This is a genomic window from Phenylobacterium sp., from assembly GCF_031181185.1.
GTDB lineage: Bacteria > Pseudomonadota > Alphaproteobacteria > Caulobacterales > Caulobacteraceae > Phenylobacterium.
On record NZ_JAPSKZ010000025.1, the window covers coordinates 12,748 to 31,225 of the forward strand.

An 18,478-nucleotide genomic window follows, 5' to 3' on the forward strand; every position below is an offset into this window, starting at 1 on the left:
AAACTCCGGAGATTCCCCTGATGCGTAAGGTTTTCCTGATGGCGGCCCTCGCCGCCAGCATGGCCGTCGCCGCCTGCAACACCGTGGCGGGCGCCGGCAAGGACGTGGAAGCCGCCGGCTCGGCCGTGAAGAGCACGGCTGAAGACGCCAAGAACTAGTCCCGGTCCTAAGGACCGGAGCTTTGCGGAGCCCCGTTGCGAAAGCGGCGGGGCTCTTGCCGTTTCAGGCGGCGGCCGCCTGGCCGATGGCGAAGACCCCCGCCTCGGCGGCGACCGGGTCCATCCAGGCCTCCACATGGTCGGTCAGGCCCAGCACGAGCCGGCCGCCGGGCGCGAGCGCTCCCGTCAGGTTCTCCAGCACCCGCTCGCGGGCCTCGCCGGTCAGGCCGGCGAGCACGTTGCGGCACAGGATCAGTTCGAAGCGCCCGGCCCGCGAGAGGTCGTCCAAAAGGTTGACCCGGCGCCAGCGCACCATCTGGCGGATGCGGGGCGAGAGAGCGAAGAACTCGCCCTCGCGCTCGAAGTGACGGACGAGCCGGCGGGCCGGCAGGCCGCGCTGCACCTCGAACTGCGAATAGAGACCCGCCTGCGCCTTCTCGAGGCTGCGCTCGGAGAGGTCGGAGGCGAAGAGTTCGACCCGGGCCGCCAGCGCCGGCTGTTCGGCCAGCAGCATGGCCAGCGAATAGATCTCCTGGCCGGCCCCACAGGCGGCGCTCCAGACGCGCACCGGGCCGGCGGCCTGGCGCACCAGCTCGGGCAGCACCTCACGGACCAGGGCGTCGAACACCTGGGGATCGCGGAAGAAGGCGGTTTCGGGCGGGGCCATCGCCTCGACCATCGCCCACACCAGCCGCTCCTCGCCGCGCAGGCGCACGGTCTCTATGTATTGCGCTAGCGAGCCGAAGCCCTCTCGCCGGGCCACCGGCGCCAGACGGCTCTCGATCAGATAGGCCTTGTCCGGATCGACCCGCAGGCCGGCGCGCGAGGCGCAGACGGCGGCGACCAGCTCCCGGTCCTCGAGGCTGATCACGCGGCCAGCCCCACGAAGCCGAGCTTCGCCGAGAGGATTTCGCCGTCGAACGGCTTCATCACATACTCGTCCGCCCCGGCGTCCAACGCTTCCCGGATGCGGGCGAGGTCGTTCTCGACGGTGCAAAACACCACCCGGGGCCGGTCCCCGCCGGGTTCGCTGCGCAGGCGGCGGACGAACTCCAGGCCGTCCATGACGGGCATCCGCCAGTCCAGCAGGATCGCGTCGGGCATGGCCGCATGGCACCAGGCCATGGCCTCGACGCCGTCGGCGGCCTCGGCGACCTCGAAGCCGAGATCCTCCAGGATGCGGCGCGCGACCTTGCGGATCACGCGGCTGTCGTCGACGACCAGGCAGGTCTTCACGGCTTTCGGACGCCCCTTTCCCAAGGGCGGATTGTGGCGCAAGAGGGTTAACGCGCGCCTTAGGCGGGCAGGGTCGCGGCGAAGACGATCCGCTCTTCGTTCACGTCGACGAACACGCGCCCGCCGGCGTCGGTGACGAACAGGTGGACGTAGTAGGCCTGGACCCAGTGGCCGTGCAGGCCCTCGCCGAGCGCCTCCCCCTGCAGGCCGCGCAGCACTTCCGGACGCAACCGGGCCCGCGGGCCCACCGCCTCGACGGCCAGGGCGAGGGACGCGCCTTCCTGCACGGCGCGGACGCGGGCCGTGCCGCCGGTGGGCAGGGCGGCGCCGGCCATCTGGGCGAGGTTCAGGAGCGTGCGGGCCGCCGGCTTGTTCACCGCCGGCGCCTCGACGGTCCAGTTCAGCTCGGCGCGCATATGGCCGAAGACGCCTTGGGCCAGCTTCTCCAGCTCGCGGACGTCGAAGGTCTCGGCCGAGGCCGAGGCGCCGAACGCCACGCGGCAGAAGGCCAGGAGGTCGGCGAGCTTGCGGGCCGAGGTCGCGATCAGGCTCATGGCGTCGTCGCGCATGTCCTGGGCGGAGGGGTCTTCCAGCAGGTCCAGCCCCGAGACGATGGCGCTCGCCGGGCTGATGAAGTCGTGGCACATCCGCGCCGCCAGATAGGCGGCGATCTCGGCGGTCCGGATGGCGGGCGCGGAGCCGGCTGGCGGGACTTCCGGGGCGGCGTCGGGGGTGTCGGTCATGGCCGGCGGACCTTGGCGTGATTTGAGCCTTTGGAAAACCGCGGGCCCTCTCTAATACAGCCGTCGATGGAGCCGTTCTCGGATCCCTTCCTGGAGCCCGGCGTCCTCGTGCGCCACCCGACGCAGGACGATTGGGGCGTCGGGCAGGTGCAGTCCGTGGTCGGCCGCAAGGTCACCGTGAACTTCGAGAACGCGGGCAAGCAGACCATCGACGCCGCCGTCGTCCGGCTGGTGTTCGTGAGCGACGATCCGAGGGCCTGAGGCCCCGGAAGGCATCGAGGGACGAGTTGAGACTTTCCGACACCGACGTGGGCGAGACGCTGGCCCGGATCTGCGAGGCCGCCGCGGGCGTGATCCTGCCGCTGTGGCGTTCGGGCCTGACCGTGGACCGCAAGTCCGACGAGAGCCCGGTGACCGAGGCCGACCGCCGCGGCGAGGCGCTGATCCTGCAGCAGCTGGCCGCCGCCTTTCCGGGCGTGCCGATCGTCTCGGAAGAGGACGCCAGCGAGTTCGGCGCGCCCGAGGCCATCGGGCCGGTGTTCTTCCTGGTGGATCCGCTGGACGGCACCAAGGCCTTCGTTCGGGGCGACACCCACTTCACCGTCAATATCGGCCTGATCGAGGACGGCCGCCCTGTGGCGGGCGCGGTCTCGGCCCCGCCGACGGGCGAGACCTGGTTCACGAAAGGCGGACAGGCCCTCAAGCGGGTGCAGGGCGGCGCGGCCCAGCCGGTGGGCGTGCGGCCGTGGCGGCCCGAGACGGCGCTGGCCCTGATCAGCCACACGGCCAAGGCCGAGGAGATCCAGAACCTGACGGATCGCTACGGCTTCGCCCGGACCGAGCCGATGGACTCCTCGATCAAGCTTTGCCGGATCGCCGAGGGCGCCGCCGACATCTATCCGCGCCATGGGCCCACCATGGAGTGGGACATCGCCGCCGGGCATGCGGTGCTGGAGGCCGCCGGCGGACGGCTGACGACGCTGGAGGGCGAGACCTTCGCCTATGGCAAGGCCGACAAGGGCTTCCGGAACGGCTGGTTCGTGGCCCGCGGCGGCGCCTGAGACCCGACCTCAGATGTGCTTGGGGGTGTTCCACTCGTCGGACACCGGGGCCGACACCGTGGCGGACCATCCTGCGTCCTCGGTAGGGTGGGCCATAGCCGGCCCGGGCCGGCCCAGAGCCAGGTAGCTCAAGAACCCGATCAGGAAGGCGATCGCCGCCAGCCAGAGGAAGGGTCGAAGCGCGGCCGTGGCAGCGGACATCGGCGGGATTCCCGGTTGCATTCTAGGGGCTTAACCCGCCTAGCCGCGCAAGGTTGCGCCAGGGCCGCCGCGCGTGCGCAGCTGTGATCCCGAAGTTGCGAATAATTCTCATTGCCACCTGGATACGGCCTAGTTAAGAACGCCTCGCATTTTCGCTGAGACGTCTGAGGGGACGGGTATCCATGTCGGTTGGGAAGGGCGTCGTCGCCCGGAAGCGGCGCGCGATCGCATTCGCGGTGGCCGGAGTCGCGGGTCTGTCCATGGGCGCGGTCGCCCAGGCCGAAGAGGCGGTGTCCACCGCCGCGCCGACCGCCCCTGAGCTGACCGGCGTCGACGTGAGCGGCGCGCGCGCCCGCGAGCCGGAGTCGCCGAAGTTCACCGCGCCGCTGGTGGACACGCCGCGCAGCGTCACCGTGATCCCGCGCCAGGTGATCGAGCAGACGGCGGCGACCTCGCTGACCGACATTCTGCGCACCTCGCCGGGCATCACCTTCGGCGCCGGCGAAGGCGGCCAGCCGCTGGCGGACCGGCCGTTCATCCGCGGCCAGGCCTCGGCGAACAACATCTTCGTGGACGGCATCCGCGACACCGGCGGCCAAACCCGCGAGGTGTTCAGCATCGAGCAGGTCGAGGTCATCAAGGGCCCCGACAGCGCCTATTCCGGCCGCGGCTCTGGCGGCGGCAGCATCAACCTGACCAGCAAGCGCCCGCGCCTGGACAGCTTCGTCAACGCCCAGGCGTCGGTGGGGACCGACAGCTATTACCGTGGCGTGGTGGACGCGAACTATCAGCTGGGCGAGACCTCGGCCGTCCGCCTGAACCTGATGGGCATGGAGAACGACAGCCCGGGCCGCGACGCCGCCAAGTTCAGCCGCTACGGCCTGCTGGCCGGCGTGGCCACGGGCCTGGGGACCGAGACGCGCGCCACCCTGCTCTACTACCACCTGCGGACCGACGACCTGCCGGACTACGGCGTGCCGCTGTTCACCAAGATCCCCAGTCTGCCCCGGACCAAGAGCGGCGTGCTGCCCGTGCCGCGCGACAGCTTCTATGGCCTGAAGGCGCGCGACTTCCAGGAGACGAAGGCCGACATCGCGACGTTCATCGCCGAACACGACGTGTCGGAGGCCTTCCGGATCCGCAACGTGTTCCGGGCGTCGAAGACCCTGAACGACTACGTGGTCACAAACCCGGGCGACGGCGGCGCGGCCCAGCTGGTCGACGGCGAATGGTGGATGAAGCGCGGGACCAAGTCGCGCTGGAACCCGACCACGACCATCGCCAACGTCGTCGACGTCTACGGGAAGTTCGACACCGGCTTCATCGGCCACAGCTACGACGTGGGCCTGGAGCTCTCCCGCGAGCGGAACGAGAACGCGGCCTATGTGATCTACACGACCGCGGGGAGCCCCTGCCCGGCGGGCTTCACCGGCGCCAGCAACAACCTGGGCGTCGGTGACTGCACCCGGGTGTTCGCGCCGAACCCGAACGATGCCTGGCAAGGGATCATCACCCGGCCGCAAGCCTCCCGGAACCTGACCAAGACGGTGGGCGTGTACGCCTTCGACACCCTGTCGTTCGGCGACAAGTGGCTGCTGAACGTGGGCGTGCGCCACGACAGCTACGAGGTGACCGGGACGGACGCGACGATCACCAGCGCCAACGGCGTGATCACCAACACGGTGCTGACGCCGCGCGCCGGCAAGTGGGACTTCACCAACTACCAGATCGGGCTGGTCTACAAGCCGACCGCCCAGTCCAGCGTCTATGTCTCTTACGGCACGACCTCGACGCCGCCCACCATCGCCGGGGGCGACCAGAACACCGGCACAGGCACGGGCACGGGCAACCTCGCCAACGTCCTGCTGGACCCTGAGGAGGTCGCCAGCTTCGAAGTGGGCGCCAAGTGGGCGTTCTTCGACGACCGCCTGAGCGCCTCGATCGCCTACTTCGACCTGACGCGCGAGAACGCCCAGGTGCAGGTGTCGCCCGGGGTGTACGCCCAGGTCGGCGAGGCGGCGGCGAAGGGCGTCGAGATCGGCGTCACCGGCGCGGTGACCGACCGCTGGGACGTCTTCGGCGGCTACACCTACCAGGACAGCGAACTGGTCCGCGGCGCCTACAACATCATCAACGAGGGCGACCCGCTGGCCAACACGCCGAAGCACAGCTTCAGCCTGTTCACGACCTATGAGGTGACCGACGCCTTCACCATCGGCGGCGGCGCCTACTACGTCTCGAAGAGCTTCGGCGGCAACCAGGGCGGCGCCGGCGGCGGGAACAACCAGGTGTACGCCCCGGCCTACTGGCGGTTCGACGCGTTCGCCTCGTACCGCATCAGCGACAAGGTCGACCTGCAGCTGAACGTCCAGAACGTCGGCGACGAGGACTACATCATCCGGACCAACGGCGTGCACCACGCCGACTACGGCCCGGCGCGCCAGGCGATCCTCACGCTCAACGTCCGCTACTGATCCTCCCCCAAGGGTGGCGGACGCGACGGCCCCGTCTCCTGCGAAGGAGGCGGGGCCGCTTCGCATTCCGACCGGCCGAGGCTTAAGGTGCGCCCGCGATGATGCTGCACATCCCCGACGTCCTGACGAAGGCCCAGGTGGCCGAGCTGCGCGCGACGATCGACGCCGCCGACTGGGTGGACGGCAACGAGACCTCGGGCGCGCAGTCGGCGCTGGCCAAACGCAACGCCCAGCTGCCGGAGGGCTCGCCGGCCGCCGTCGCCGCGGGGGAGACGATCCTCGATGCGCTCGCCCGCAACCCGCTGTTCGTCGCCGCGGCCCTGCCGCAGGTGGTCTTCCCGCCGCTGTTCAACCGCTATGCCGGCGGCGAGGCGTTCGGCCTGCACGTGGACAATTCGATTCGCCAGAGCCGCAACGGGCGCACCCGCATCCGCAGCGACCTGTCGGCCACGCTGTTCCTGACCGAACCCGAGGAGTACGACGGCGGCGAGCTGGTGGTGGAGGACACCTTCGGGGCGCACGAGGTGAAGCTGCCGGCCGGCGACATGATCCTCTATCCAGCCTCCAGCCTGCACCAGGTGACGCCGGTCACGCGCGGGGCGCGGGTCTCGAGCTTCTTCTGGGTTCAGAGCCTGGTGCGCGAGGACGCCCGGCGCGAGCTCCTCTTCCAGATGGACGTGGCGATCCAGCAGCTGGGCGGGAAGGTCGGCCGCGACGCGCCCGAGTTGATCGCGCTCACCGGGACCTACCACAACCTGCTGCGGATGTGGGCCGAGGTCTGAAGGCCTACCGCGGGCGCTGAAAAACCGGTATGCCGCCGGCAAATCGAAGAAGGGGACCCGCCATGCCGCTCGACACCGGCGCGCCGCAGAAGACCTATCGCTGGGACGATCCGCTGGACCTGTCCTCGCGCCTCTCGGAAGAGGAGCGGATGGTGTGGGAGGCGGCCCGCCAGTACGCCCGCGAGAAGCTGCTGCCCCGTGTGGTCTCGGCCTATGCCGAGGAGCGGTTCGACCGCGAGATCATGACCGAGATGGGCGAGCTGGGCTTCCTCGGCCCGACGCTGCCCGAGGAATACGGCTGCGCCGGGGTGAACCACGTGGCCTACGGCCTGATCGCCCGCGAGATCGAGGCGATCGATTCCGGCTACCGCTCGGCGATGAGCGTGCAGAGCTCGCTGGTCATGTACCCGATCTACGCCTTCGGCTCTGAGGAGCAGAAGCGCAAGTTCCTGCCCGGCATGGCGGCGGGCAAGATCATCGGCTGCTTCGGCCTGACCGAGCCGGACGGCGGCTCCGACCCCGCTTCAATGCGCACCGTCGCGAAGAAGGTCGACGGCGGCTATGTGCTGAACGGCGCCAAGATGTGGATCACCAACAGCCCGATCAGCGACGTGGCCCTGGTCTGGGCCAAGCTGGACGGCAAGATCCGCGGCTTCCTGGTCGAGCGCGGTTCGAAGGGCTTCGAGACGCCCAAGATCCAGAACAAGCTTTCCCTGCGCGCCTCGGTCACCGGCGAGATCGCCCTGTCGGACGTCTTCGTGCCCGACGACATGATGCTGCCGGGCGTGGAAGGCCTTCGCGGCCCGTTCTCGTGCCTGAACAAGGCGCGCTACGGCATCGCCTGGGGCGCCATGGGCGCGGCCGAGTTCTGCCTGCACGCCAGTCGGGACTATGTGTCGAGCCGCAGCCTGTTCGGGCGGACCCTCGCCTCGCGCCAGCTGGTGCAGAAGAAACTGGCCGACATGTCCACCGAGATCGCCCTGGGCTTCGAAGGCGCCCTGGCGCTGGGCCGGCTCATCGACGAGGGGGCCTGGGTTCCGGAGGCTATCTCGATGCTGAAGCGCAACAACTGCGGCAAGGCCCTGGAGATCGCCCGCGTCGCCCGCGACATGCACGGCGGCAACGGCATCTCGGGCGAGTACCACGTGATGCGTCACGCCTCGAACCTCGAGACGGTGAACACCTACGAGGGCGCCCACGACGTGCACGCCCTGATCCTGGGCCGCGCGATCACCGGCGAGAGCGCCTTCTAGGACCCGTTTCGGGCGTGCGCACCGTGTCGCACGCCCGTCACAACTTTGCGTTTACCCAGAGCCTGTAAGTCTTCCCCGCTTCTCTGGGGGAAACAATGGCCCGCAAGAGCGCCGAACGCGCCGCGGACAGGGCTGACATGATCGCGTGGCTGTTCGAGAACAGCCGCGATCTGATGCACGTCTCCAAGGACGGCGTTCTCCGGGTGGTGAACCCCGCGTGGTGCGCCCTCACCGGCCTGTCCGAAGATCAGCTCGTCGGCCGCTCGGTCCTGGACTTCTATCACCCCGGTGACGAAGGCGTCATGCGTCAGCTCATGACCAGCATGCAGCCAGGCGACACTGCCGAGACCGAGGTTCGGATCCGCCGGGTCGATGGCGCATACCAATGGTTCGCGGCGCGCGGGCAGCGGATGGCGGACGGCTCATTCATCGTCAATCTGCGCGACGCCACCCATGAACGCGCGCATCGCGAGGAGCTGGACGCCGCACGCCGCACCCGCAAGGCGCTGGGCGCGTCGGCCGGCATCGGCATGTGGACCTTCGAACCCGCCGAGGACCGCATCTGGTGGTCGGATGAGATCGTCAGCATGGTGGGCTTCAGGGCCGATTCCCACCAGACGCCGAAGGCCTTCAGCGCCCTGGTGCACCCCCGCGACCGCAAGCGGGTGATAGCCGCCTTCACGCGGGCGGTCGCGACCGGCGAGCCGCTGCAGCTCGAGCACCGCATCTGGGCGACGAACCACTGGATGGTGGTCCGCGTCACGGTGGCCACCGAGCCGCGGCCCGGCGGCGTCTACGCCCTGAAGGGCATTTCCGAGAACATCACCGAGCTGGCCGCCGCCCGCGACGCCGCCCGCCAGGGCGAGCAGCAGGCTCGCAAGGCCCGCCGCGAGGTGCAGGTCGCCGCCCGCCGTCTGGAGATGGCGCTGAAGGCGGCCGAAGCCGGCGTCTACGAGATCGACCACGTCGCCCGCACCTTCTGGGCCTCGCCCGAGTTCGAGCGGATCACCGGCCGCAAGGGCTCGAGCTACGAGGAGGCGGTCCAGCTCAGCTATCCCGGCTTCCACCCCGACGACCTGCCGCACGTGCGCGCCTCGTTCCGGGCGCTGCACCGCGGCGACAAGAAGTCGGGCGAGTCCTTCGAGGCGCGCATCCTGCGGGCCGACGGCGCCGAGCGCTGGGTGCGGGTCCACCACTATCTCAAGGTGGGCCGGGGCGGACGCTGGCTGAAGGCGGTGGGCCTGATCCAGGACTGCGACGCCAACAAGCGCCAGGAGCTGGCGCTCATGGAGGCCCAGCGCGCCGCGGAAGCCGCCGGCGAGGCCAAGGCCGCCTTCCTGGCCAACATGAGCCACGAGATCCGCACGCCTCTGAACGGCGTGATGGGCGTGCTGCACCTGCTGAAGTCCGAACAGCTCACCGACGACGGCCGCGCCCTGCTGGACGAGGCGCTGTCGTGCGGCCAGATGCTGGCCGAGCTGCTGAACGACGTCATCGACTTCTCGAAGATCGAGGCCGGGCGGCTGGAGCTGGCCTGCGAGCCGGTGGACGTGCGCGCCCTCGTTGAGGGCGTGGCCCGCCTCTTGAAGCCGCAGGCCCAGGCCAAGGGCCTGCAGCTGATCGTGGACGCGAGCCCCGACGTCGGCTGGGTCCGCTCGGACCCGGTGCGCCTGCGCCAGGCGCTGTTCAACCTGTTGGGCAACGCGGTGAAGTTCACCGAGAGGGGCCACGTGGTCGTCCGCTGCCGCATGGCCGACGCGGGCGTGCTGCGCTTCGAGATCGAGGACACAGGCGTCGGCATCCCCGCCAAGGCCCAGGCGCGCCTGTTCCAGCGCTTCAACCAGGCCGACGCCTCGACGACGCGCAAGTTCGGCGGCTCGGGCCTGGGGCTCGCCATCACCAAGCGCCTGGCCGAGATGATGAACGGCGAGGTGGGCTTCACCTCGATCGAGGGCGAGGGCTCGACGTTCTGGCTGGAGGTGGCCGCCGAGCCCGCGGAGGCCGCGACCGTCGTGGACGTCGCGCCGGGCGCCGTGCTGGAAGGCGTGCGGGTGCTGGTGGTCGAGGACAACGCCACCAACCGGCTGATCGCCACCAAGCTGCTGGAGAACCTGGGCGCCTCGGTCGAGACCGCCGCCGATGGCTATCTGGGCGTGGAGGCCGCCGCGCGCGGCGGCTTCGACTTGATCCTGATGGACGTTCAGATGCCGGGTATCGACGGCCTGGAGGCGGCGCGCCGCATCCGCAGCTTGGGCGGACCGGTCGCCGCGACGCCGATCGTGGCGCTCACCGCCAACGTGCTGTCGCACCAGCGGCAGTCGTACCTCGAGGCGGGGATGGACGGGGTGGTCGGCAAGCCGATCTCGCCGGGCGTGCTCCTTTCGGAGATCGCGCGGCTCAGCGCGGCCCCCGAAGAAGAGGTCGAGGGCGACACCGCCGCGGCCTGACCTGCCTTCCACCGTTCGCCGAAGCGGTGCTAGAGCAAGACAAACAAGATCCTAGGGGGAGGAACCGCGGATGGCGGACATCGCCGCTGACCGTTCGGGCGCGCCGAAGAGCGAGCCTGAGAAGGAGACGTCGCTGAGGACCGTGGTGGCCGCCTCGTCGGCGGGCACCGCCTTCGAGTGGTACGACTTCTTCGTCTTCGGCAGCCTGGCGGGCGTCATCAGCCGGGTCTTCTTCACCGGCCTGCCCGAGACCGCCGGCCTCGCCGCCGCGCTGGCGCTGTTCGGCGCGGGCTTCCTGTTCCGGCCCCTGGGGGCGCTGGTCTTCGGCCGCATCGGCGACCGGGCCGGCCGCAAGGGCGCGTTCCTGGCGACCGTGCTGCTGATGGGCGGAGCCACCTTCGCCATCGGCCTGCTGCCCTCGTACGAGCAGATGGGCCTGGTCGGTCCGATCCTCTTGATCCTGATGCGGATCATCCAGGGTTTCGCCCTGGGCGGCGAATACGGCGGCGCGGCGATCTACGTCGCCGAGCACGCGCCGGCCGACAAGCGGGGTTGGGCCACCAGTTGGGTGCAGACGTCGGCGGCGCTGGGCCTGTTCGGCGCGCTGCTGGTGATCCTGGCCACCCGCCTGATCCTGGGCGAGTTCGTCGGCGCCGAGGCCTTCGAGGCCTGGGGCTGGCGCATCCCGTTCCTGTTCTCGGCCGGCCTGCTGGCGATCTCGGTCTGGATGCGGCTGAAGCTGTCCGAGAGCCCAGCCTTCGCCAAGCTGAAGGCCGAGGGCCAGCAGTCGAAGGCGCCCTACGCCGAGGCGTTCGGCCAGTGGGGCAACCTGAAGCTCGTGCTCCTGGCCCTGTTCGCCATCATGTCGGCCCAGGGCGCTGTCTGGTACACGGCCTTCTTCTACGTCCAGACCTTCATGGAGCGGTTCCTGAAGGCGCCGCCCGAAACGATCACCGCCCTGATGCTGTCGGCGACGGCGGTCAGCGCCGTGGGCTACGTCTTCTTCGGATGGCTGTCGGACCGCATCGGCCGCAAGCCGGTGATGCTGTTCGGCATGACCCTGATGCTGGTCGCCTACTTCCCAGGCTTCCACATGCTGTCCAAGACCCTGAACCCGGCGCTGGCCGAGGCCGAGGCGCGGACGCCCGTGGTGGTGATCGCCGACCCCGCCGACTGCTCGCTGCAGTTCGACCCGGTCGGCAAGGCGAGCTTCGCCTCCTCGTGCGACATCGCCAAGGGCGTGCTGGCCAACGCCGGCGTGTCGTACCGCAACGAGGCGGGCCCGCCCGGCGAGCCGGCCATGGTCCGGGTCGGCATGGCCACCGTCACCTCGGCGGACGCCCGGGGTCTGCCCGCCGACGCGGCCAAGGCGGTGCGCACCAGTGTGGAGACCCGCATCAAGCAGGGCCTCGCACGCGCGGGCTACCCCGAGAAGGCGGATCCGGCGCGCATGAACTTCTGGGGCGCGTTCGGCGTGCTGCTGGTGTTCGTGGTCGCGGCCACGGCGCTCTACGGGCCCATGGCCGCGGCGCTCGTGGAGATGTTCCCGACGCGGGTGCGCTACACGGCGCTGTCCCTGCCCTATCACATCGGCACGGGCTGGGTCGGCGGCTTCGTGCCGTTCACCGCCTTCGCCATCGTGACGGCGGTGGGGAATATCTATTCGGGCCTGTGGTTCCCGGTGGTGTTCACCGCCATCTCGGTCGTCACCTGCCTTTTGTTCCTGCGCGAGACCAAGGGCCGGTCGCTGGATTTCTAGGGCTTTGGCCGGTCCAGCTCCGCGATCGTCGCGTTGGAGGCCGGGCGCTCGGCCTGCAGCTTCTTCGACACCGCCTCGGCCTGGCGCATGGCGCGCAGGACGTTGCCGCCGGCCAGCTTGGCGAGGTCGGCGTCGCTCCAGCCGCGGCGGGCCAGTTCGACGAAGAGGCCGGGGAACTTGCTGACGTCCTCGAGGCCCTGCGGCGCGCCCGGGATGCCGTCGTAGTCGGAGCCGATGCCCACGCAGTCGACGCCGCAGACCTTGGCGATGTGCTCGACGTGGTCGGCGATCATCGAAAGCGTCACCACCGGCTGGGGATTGGCCTTCTCCCAGGCCGCGAGCGCCGCCTTCGCCTTCTCGGGCTGGCCGATGTAGAGGCCTGCATAGGGCGGGGCGTTGCCGCGGGTGATCTCCGCCGCGCGGTCTGAGGCCCAGCGGGCCGCCGCGTTGGAGGCGTAGCCCGGCGCGAAGTTGGCCATCACCACCCCGCCGTTCTGCTTCACCAGCGCCAGCACCTCGTCCGAGACGTTACGGGGGTGGTCGGCGATCGCCCGGGCGCCCGAATGGGAGAAGATCACCGGCGCCTGCGACACGCGCAGGGCGTCCTTCATGGTGGCTTCCGAGACGTGGCTGAGGTCCACCAGCATTCCCAGCCAGTTCATCTCGCGCACCACCGCCTCGCCGAAGGGCGTCAGGCCGTCGTGCTGCGGGTTGGCGGTGGCGCTGTCGGCCCAGGGGATGTTGGCCGAGTGGGTCAGCGTCATGTAGCGGGCGCCAGCGGCGTACATCTGGCGCAGCACAGGCAGCGAGGCGTTGATCTGGTGCCCGCCCTCGATGCCGACCAGCGAGGCGACCTTGCCGGCCTTGTGGACGCGGACGATGTCGTCGGCCGTGTAGGCCATCTCGAAGGCCTTGGGCCAGCGCTGGGCCATCTGCCGGACGATGTCGATCTGCTCCAGCGTGACCTGCACGGCCTCGGGCCCGGTCAGATTCGTGGGGATCCACACCGACCAGAACTGACCGCCGACGCGGCCGGCCTTCAGGCGCGGGATGTCGGTCATCAGCGGCGGGTTGTCCTCACCGGGCGGCAGCGCGCGCGTATCCTTGGAGAGGTCGACCCGGTCCATCTTGCTGTCGAACCGCTCGCGGATCGCCCAGGGCACGTCGTTGTGGCCGTCGATCAGCGGCGTCTGGGCGAGCACCCGGTCCACGCGGGCGGCCAGCCTGGCGTCCGGCGTCTGCGCCTCGGCGGCGGTGGCGAACAGGGCGGCGAGCGCGGCGGAGCGGAGGAGACGCTTCATGCGCCAAGGGTTCGCAAGCGTCGCCGCGCCGGTCAACGGCGCAGACGGTTCACCCCGCGATCGGCAGGACCTCGGTCTCGACGCCGGCGGATTCCAGCGCCGCCTGTTCGCTGCGCCAGCGCGAGCCGGTGACCAGGCGCGCGACGCGGCGGCCGTCCTGAGCCAGGGTGGCGATGTCGTCCACCGAGAGGCCCTCGCGGCGCTCGGCATCGCGCCTGGCGAGCGCCAGGACGTCGGCGTGGCAGCCCGGGTCGCAGACGAGGAAGTCGGCGGCGGCGAGCGCCCGGGCGGCGCGCAGGGTGAGCAGGTCGGCCGGTCCGCGGGCGTCGATGTACTGGACGGCGGCCGGCAGGGGCGCGTCCTGGGCCAGCGCCGTGCGCAGCAGGTCGCGGGCGCGGTCCATGTCGCCGGTCATGGCCGCCTCGGCGGCGGGGCCGGTGAGCGCGCCGCGCAGGAAGGCCCGACGGCGGTGCGGCTCGGGCAGCGCCTGGCGGACCTCGTCCTGCATCTGGCGGAACAGCGCGGCGACGCGGCCGGCGCCTTCCGGCACGCGGGCCTCGAGGTCGTGACGCAGCAGGGTCGCCAACATCGGCGAGGCGCCCCCGGTGCCGATGGCGGCCACCACCTCGCCGCGGTCGATGACGGCTGGGGTCGTGAAATCGCAAAGCGCGGGGCGATCCACCACGTTCACCGGCACGCCGGCGGCGCGCGCCGCCTCGGCCGCCTTGCGGGCGAAGTGGTCGTCGGCGGCGGCGACGAAGGCCAGGGTCGCGGCGGCGTAAGCCTGGCGGTCCAGCGCCGCCTCGCCCGACAGCCGCACGACGATGGCGGGCGAGCCCTCGAACAGGCGGGCCTTGGCCTCGGCGGCCTCCCCTTCGCCCGCGATCACGACCGTGCGGCCGGCCAGCGGGAAGAAGGCAGGGAAGGCGTCCAAGGCGGGTCCGCGCCTACTTCAGGGTCTTGAGGAAGGCGATGATCGCCGCGCGGTTCTCGTCCGACGGCACTGCGATCATCATCTTGGTTCCCGGCGCGAACTGCGTAGGCGCCTTCAGGAAGGCGTCGAGGTTGGCGTCGGTCCAGGTCCCTTCCTTGGCCTTCAGGGCCGGGGAATAGGCGAAGGGCTTGGAGGCGATCTTGGCGCCCGCGACGCCGTTCAGCGCCGGACCCATCGGACCGCCCGCGTGGCACATCTTGCACTGCATGTTGAACAGCTGCTGGCCGTCCGCGGCCGAGGCTGGCGCGGCGGCGAGCGAGAGGGCCAGGGCCGACAAGGAGGCGATGGCGACGCGGCGGAACATGGGGTCTCCTCGAATTCGTAATTTGGGTACGCTTTAACGCCCAGACGCGCCGAACACCACCGCTCGATTTCCCCACCCCTGCGAACGGCGCTAGCATGCCGCACCGGTGGGGAGGATCGCCATGGCTTCGACGCTCGATGTGAACGGACGCGCGTACAACGTCAATGCGACGCCCGACACGCCGCTCCTATGGGTGCTGCGCGATGAACTGGGGCTGACCGGCACGAAGTACGGCTGCGGCATCGCCGCCTGCGGCGCCTGCACGGTGCTGGTCGATGGCCAGGCCGTGCGCTCCTGCCAGCTGCCGGTCTCGGCCATCGGCCAGGCGAAGGTGACCACCATCGAAGGCCTTGGCGGGGCCCACCCGTTGCAGCAGGCCTGGGTGAAGCACGACGTGCCCCAGTGCGGCTACTGCCAGTCGGGGCAGATCATGGGCGCGGTCGCCCTGCTCTCCCAGACGCCGAAGCCGGACGACGCCGCCATCTCGGCCGCCATGGACGGCCACATCTGCCGCTGCGGGGCCTACCAGCGGATCCGCGCCGCCATCAAGGAGGCCGCGGGCCTGCCGGCGGTAACCGTCACCGCCCCGGCGCCGGCCGTTCCGGCGCCCAAGGCCTGAGGGAGAGCTCCGCGATGAACAAACCCCTCGCCACCCCGAAAGTCACCCGCCGCCAGGCGCTGGTGGTGGGCGCCACGCTTTCCGGCGGCGCCCTGCTGGTCGGATGCTCGCCCGCCGAGATCATGAGCGTGGGCGCCAAGAAGGACTTCGGCGCGTTCGGCCCCTTCCTGCGCATCGCCGCGGACGGGACCGTCACCGTGATCTCCAAGCACATCGAATTCGGCCAGGGTAACCACGCCGGCCTCGCCGCCATCGCCGCCGAGGAGCTGGACGCCGACTGGGACAAGGTGCGCGTCGAGCAGGCCCCGGCCATCGCCAGCGTCTACGGCAACGCCGGAATGGGCGGCACCCAGGGCACCGGCGGCTCGTCGGCCATCTCCGGCTCGTGGGAGCAGCTGCGCCGGGCCGGCGCCTCGGCCCGGGCCATGTTTGTCCAGGCTGCCGCCTCGAAGTGGAGCGTGCCGGCGGGCGAGGTGCGGGTGCAGAATGGCCTCGTCAGCCACGCGTCTGGCAAGCAGGCCCACTTCGGCGAGCTGCTGGAAGACGCAGCCAAGGTGAAGCCGCCGCAGCAGGTGACGCTGAAGGACCGCAGCGCGTTCACCCTGATCGGCACGGATCGCGTGCGGCGGAAGGATACGATCGCCAAGAGCACCGGAACCGCCCGCTTCACGCAGGACGTGCGCCTGCCCGAGATGCTGACGGCGATGGTCGCGCATCCGCCGCGGTTCGGCGGCAAGGTACAGTCGTTCGACGCCAGCGAAGCCAAGAAGATCCCCGGCGTGGTCGAGGTCTATCAGATCCCCTCGGGCGTGGCGGTCGTGGCCCAGTCGACGTGGGCCGCCAAGCAGGGCCGCGACGCGCTGAAGGTCACGTGGGACGAGTCGAACGCCGAGAAGCGCGGCTCGGCGGCGATCGTCGCGAGCTTCAAGGACCTCGCCTCGGGTAAGGCGCAGCCAGCGGAGGGCGCCAGGTGGGCGGCCTTCGACTCCAAGGGCGACGCCGCGCGCGCCGCCGGCGGGACGGCTGCAGTCGAGGTCGCGTACGACTTCCCCTACCTCGCCCACGCCACCATGGAGCCGATGAACTGCGTGGCCATGGTGAAGGGCAACAACGCCCGGCTGATGTTCGGCTCCCAGACACAGACTCTGGACCAGATGAACGTCGCCAAGGTGGTGCTGACCCTGCCGGGCGCGGTGCAGATCGAGACCTTGCCGGCGGGCGGCTCGTTCGGCCGGCGGGCGAATTTCCAGTCCGACTACGTCGTCGAGTGCGTGCAGATCGCCAGGAAGGTGGGCGGCGGCCGGCCCGTGAAACTGGTCTGGACCCGCGAGGACGACATGCGCGCGGGCTACTACCGGCCCATCGTCCACCACACGGTGCGGGTGACCACCGACGCGGAGGGCTTTCCGGCGACCTGGCGCCACCGGATCGTCACCCAGTCGATCATGAAGGGCGCGCCTCCGGGGGCGCCGAAGTCCGACATCGACTTCACGGCGGTCGAGGGCGCCCTGGGCTCGCCGTACCTGAAGGCCACGCCGGTCGTGGACGCCCAGCTGCTCACGCCCGACATCGGCGTCCCCGTGCTGTGGTGGCGCTCGGTGGGTGCGACGCACACGGCCTATGTGATGGAGCACACCATCGAGCAGCTGGCCCGCCGGGCCGGCAAGGATCCGGTGGAGTACCGCCGGGCGCTCTACGCCAAGGCCGGGGCGAACCGGCACCTGGCGGTGCTGAACACCGCCGCCGAGAAGGCGGGCTGGGGGACGCCCGCGCCGGCCGGCTGGACGCGCGGCGTGGCGGTGCATGAGAGCTTCGGCTCGGTCGTGGCCCAGGTCGCCGAGGTGAAGCTGGAGAACGGGGTCCCGAAGGTCGGCCGGGTGGTCACCGCCATAGACTGCGGCACGGCCATCTCGCCCAACCAGATCGCCGCCCAGATGGAGGGCGGGACCTGCTACGGCCTGTCGGCGGCGCTGTTCGGCGAGATCACTTTGACCGACGGCCAGGTGGATCAGGGCAACTTCGACACCTACCGCGTGCTGCGCAACTCCGAGGCGCCGCAGGTGGAGACCTACATCGTGCCGTCCGCGAATCCGCCCAGCGGTGTCGGCGAGCCCGGCACGCCGGTGATCGGGCCTGCGGTGGCCAACGCCCTCCTGACGCTGACCGGCCAGCCCACGCTGAGCCAGCCGTTCGTGAAGACCTAAAGGTCGGCGGGCTCGTCGACGTCGTAGAGGACCCCGTCGTCGGGGGCTTCGATCACGGCCAGCCGGTCGCCCAAGGCGTCCAGGATCCTCCGCGCGCCCTCGTCGCCGCGCAGCGCCATCACCAGCGGGAACAGCTCGCGCGAGAGCACCACCGGGTTTCCGCGCCGGCCGGCGAAGACCGGAGCCGCGGCCGGCGCGCCGTTCGCGACCGCCTCGCACAGCGGCTTGAGGATGGAATGCGGCACGCGCGGCATGTCGCCCAGGAAGATCATGCAGGCCTCGGCGTCGGCCGGCAGGCCGGCGAGGCCTGCGCGCAGCGAGGCGGCCATGCCCTCCTCCCAGTCGTGGGCGTCGACGATCTGGACGCTGGGGTCATAGGCCATCGCCGCCTCGGCCACCTGCGAGCCGTCGGCGCCCGTGACCACCGTCACCCGCCGCACCGGCGCGGCGAAGGCGGCCGACAGCGCCCCGTCCAGCAGAACGCCTCTTCCGTAGGCAGTCAGCAGCTTGCGGCCGCCAAACCGGGACCCCGCCCCCGCCGCGAGAACAACCGCCTCTGTCGCCACGACGTCATCGCCTCTATCTTGGGACGAACATGACGCTCACCGATCACAGTTTTCATCAAGGCCCGCTCATCGACGGCTTCGGGCGGACGGTGACCTATCTGCGCCTGTCGGTGACCGACCGCTGCGACCTGCGCTGCGTCTACTGCATGGCAGAGCACATGACCTTCCTGCCGAAGGCCGAGGTGCTGAGCCTCGAGGAACTGGACCGGATCGCCACCGCGTTCATCGGTCTCGGCGTGACGAAGCTTCGGCTGACCGGCGGCGAGCCCCTGGTGCGCAAGGGGGTGATGGAGCTGATCGAGGGCCTGGGACGGCATCTGAAGACCGGCGCGCTCGCGGAACTGACCCTGACCACGAACGGCACCCGGCTGAGCGA

The 18,478-nt window shown here is 70.4% G+C and carries 19 protein-coding genes; 11 read left to right on the forward strand and 8 right to left on the reverse strand.

The window, feature by feature from the left end:
- Positions 1-20 precede the first annotated feature (20 nt).
- Positions 21-158, forward strand: a complete 138-nt coding sequence (locus RIF93_RS04900) for an entericidin A/B family lipoprotein (RefSeq protein WP_309089003.1) — start codon at positions 21-23, stop codon at positions 156-158.
- 64 nt (positions 159-222) lie between these two features.
- Here RIF93_RS04900 and RIF93_RS04905 read toward each other — a convergent pair whose 3' ends face one another.
- Genes RIF93_RS04905 through chpT form a run of 3 tightly spaced genes read right to left on the reverse strand, consistent with a single transcriptional unit; the run spans position 223 to position 2,137 of the window.
- Positions 223-1,029, reverse strand: a complete 807-nt coding sequence (locus RIF93_RS04905) for a protein-glutamate O-methyltransferase CheR (protein WP_309089005.1) — start codon at positions 1,027-1,029, stop codon at positions 223-225.
- The gene (locus RIF93_RS04910) at positions 1,026-1,418 is read right to left on the reverse strand and encodes a response regulator (protein WP_309089007.1); all 393 of its coding nucleotides are present in this window, start codon (positions 1,416-1,418) and stop codon (positions 1,026-1,028) included. The genes RIF93_RS04905 and RIF93_RS04910 overlap by 4 nt, the downstream gene beginning before the upstream one ends.
- A gap of 35 nt (positions 1,419-1,453) precedes the next feature.
- On the reverse strand, positions 1,454-2,137 hold the full coding sequence (chpT, locus tag RIF93_RS04915) for a histidine phosphotransferase ChpT (RefSeq protein ID WP_309089009.1): 684 nt from the start codon (positions 2,135-2,137) through the stop codon (positions 1,454-1,456).
- A gap of 66 nt (positions 2,138-2,203) precedes the next feature.
- Between chpT and RIF93_RS04920 the strand changes: the two genes are divergently transcribed.
- Together RIF93_RS04920 and cysQ are read left to right on the forward strand one after the other, a co-directional pair.
- Positions 2,204-2,398: a DUF3553 domain-containing protein gene (locus tag RIF93_RS04920; RefSeq protein WP_309089011.1), complete on the forward strand. Its 195-nt coding sequence runs from the start codon at positions 2,204-2,206 to the stop codon at positions 2,396-2,398.
- A gap of 26 nt (positions 2,399-2,424) precedes the next feature.
- Positions 2,425-3,198 (forward strand): 3'(2'),5'-bisphosphate nucleotidase CysQ, encoded by a 774-nt coding sequence (cysQ, locus tag RIF93_RS04925; RefSeq protein WP_309089013.1) that lies wholly within the window; start codon positions 2,425-2,427, stop codon positions 3,196-3,198.
- Positions 3,199-3,207: 9 nt separating this feature from the next.
- Here the strand turns inward: cysQ and RIF93_RS04930 are convergent, their stop codons facing one another.
- A complete protein-coding gene (locus RIF93_RS04930) occupies positions 3,208-3,399 on the reverse strand; it encodes a hypothetical protein (RefSeq protein ID WP_309089015.1) in 192 nt (63 codons plus the stop codon).
- A gap of 182 nt (positions 3,400-3,581) precedes the next feature.
- On the opposite strand from RIF93_RS04930, the gene RIF93_RS04935 reads away from it, so the two are divergent.
- The 5 genes from RIF93_RS04935 (at position 3,582) to RIF93_RS04955 (ending at position 12,114) form a co-directional block, all read left to right on the forward strand.
- The gene (locus RIF93_RS04935) at positions 3,582-5,873 is read left to right on the forward strand and encodes a TonB-dependent siderophore receptor (protein ID WP_309089017.1); all 2,292 of its coding nucleotides are present in this window, start codon (positions 3,582-3,584) and stop codon (positions 5,871-5,873) included.
- Positions 5,874-5,971: 98 nt separating this feature from the next.
- Positions 5,972-6,655 carry a Fe2+-dependent dioxygenase gene (locus RIF93_RS04940; protein ID WP_309089019.1) on the forward strand — a complete coding sequence of 228 codons (684 nt, stop codon included), beginning with the start codon at positions 5,972-5,974 and terminating at the stop codon, positions 6,653-6,655.
- A gap of 62 nt (positions 6,656-6,717) precedes the next feature.
- Positions 6,718-7,908, forward strand: a complete 1,191-nt coding sequence (locus tag RIF93_RS04945; protein WP_309089021.1) for an acyl-CoA dehydrogenase — start codon at positions 6,718-6,720, stop codon at positions 7,906-7,908.
- A 95-nt stretch (positions 7,909-8,003) separates the two neighbouring features.
- A complete protein-coding gene (locus RIF93_RS04950; protein WP_309089023.1) occupies positions 8,004-10,355 on the forward strand; it encodes a PAS domain-containing protein in 2,352 nt (783 codons plus the stop codon).
- A gap of 70 nt (positions 10,356-10,425) precedes the next feature.
- Positions 10,426-12,114, forward strand: a complete 1,689-nt coding sequence (locus RIF93_RS04955; protein ID WP_309089024.1) for an MFS transporter — start codon at positions 10,426-10,428, stop codon at positions 12,112-12,114.
- Here RIF93_RS04955 and RIF93_RS04960 read toward each other — a convergent pair.
- Genes RIF93_RS04960 through RIF93_RS04970 form a run of 3 tightly spaced genes read right to left on the reverse strand, consistent with a single transcriptional unit; the run spans position 12,111 to position 14,713 of the window.
- Positions 12,111-13,415: a dipeptidase gene (locus RIF93_RS04960; protein WP_309089026.1), complete on the reverse strand. Its 1,305-nt coding sequence runs from the start codon at positions 13,413-13,415 to the stop codon at positions 12,111-12,113. The two genes, RIF93_RS04955 and RIF93_RS04960, sit on opposite strands and share 4 nt — an antisense overlap.
- 49 nt (positions 13,416-13,464) lie before the next feature.
- Positions 13,465-14,349: an NAD(P)-dependent oxidoreductase gene (locus RIF93_RS04965; protein WP_309089028.1), complete on the reverse strand. Its 885-nt coding sequence runs from the start codon at positions 14,347-14,349 to the stop codon at positions 13,465-13,467.
- A gap of 13 nt (positions 14,350-14,362) precedes the next feature.
- Entirely contained in the window at positions 14,363-14,713 is a 351-nt protein-coding gene (locus RIF93_RS04970; RefSeq protein ID WP_309089030.1) for a c-type cytochrome, read from the reverse strand.
- 121 nt (positions 14,714-14,834) lie between these two features.
- Between RIF93_RS04970 and RIF93_RS04975 the strand changes: the two genes are divergently transcribed.
- Together RIF93_RS04975 and RIF93_RS04980 are read left to right on the forward strand one after the other, a co-directional pair.
- Positions 14,835-15,332: a 2Fe-2S iron-sulfur cluster-binding protein gene (locus RIF93_RS04975; RefSeq protein ID WP_309089032.1), complete on the forward strand. Its 498-nt coding sequence runs from the start codon at positions 14,835-14,837 to the stop codon at positions 15,330-15,332.
- A gap of 14 nt (positions 15,333-15,346) precedes the next feature.
- The gene (locus tag RIF93_RS04980) at positions 15,347-17,536 is read left to right on the forward strand and encodes a xanthine dehydrogenase family protein molybdopterin-binding subunit (RefSeq protein ID WP_309089034.1); all 2,190 of its coding nucleotides are present in this window, start codon (positions 15,347-15,349) and stop codon (positions 17,534-17,536) included.
- On the opposite strand, the gene RIF93_RS04985 is transcribed toward RIF93_RS04980, so the two are convergent.
- Positions 17,533-18,102 (reverse strand): nucleotidyltransferase family protein, encoded by a 570-nt coding sequence (locus RIF93_RS04985; RefSeq protein ID WP_309089036.1) that lies wholly within the window; start codon positions 18,100-18,102, stop codon positions 17,533-17,535. The genes RIF93_RS04980 and RIF93_RS04985 overlap by 4 nt on opposite strands.
- Positions 18,103-18,131: 29 nt before the next feature.
- Here RIF93_RS04985 and RIF93_RS04990 point away from each other — a divergent pair.
- Positions 18,132-18,478 (forward strand): radical SAM protein (locus RIF93_RS04990; RefSeq protein ID WP_309089038.1); only part of this gene is annotated, 347 nt, incomplete at its 3' end.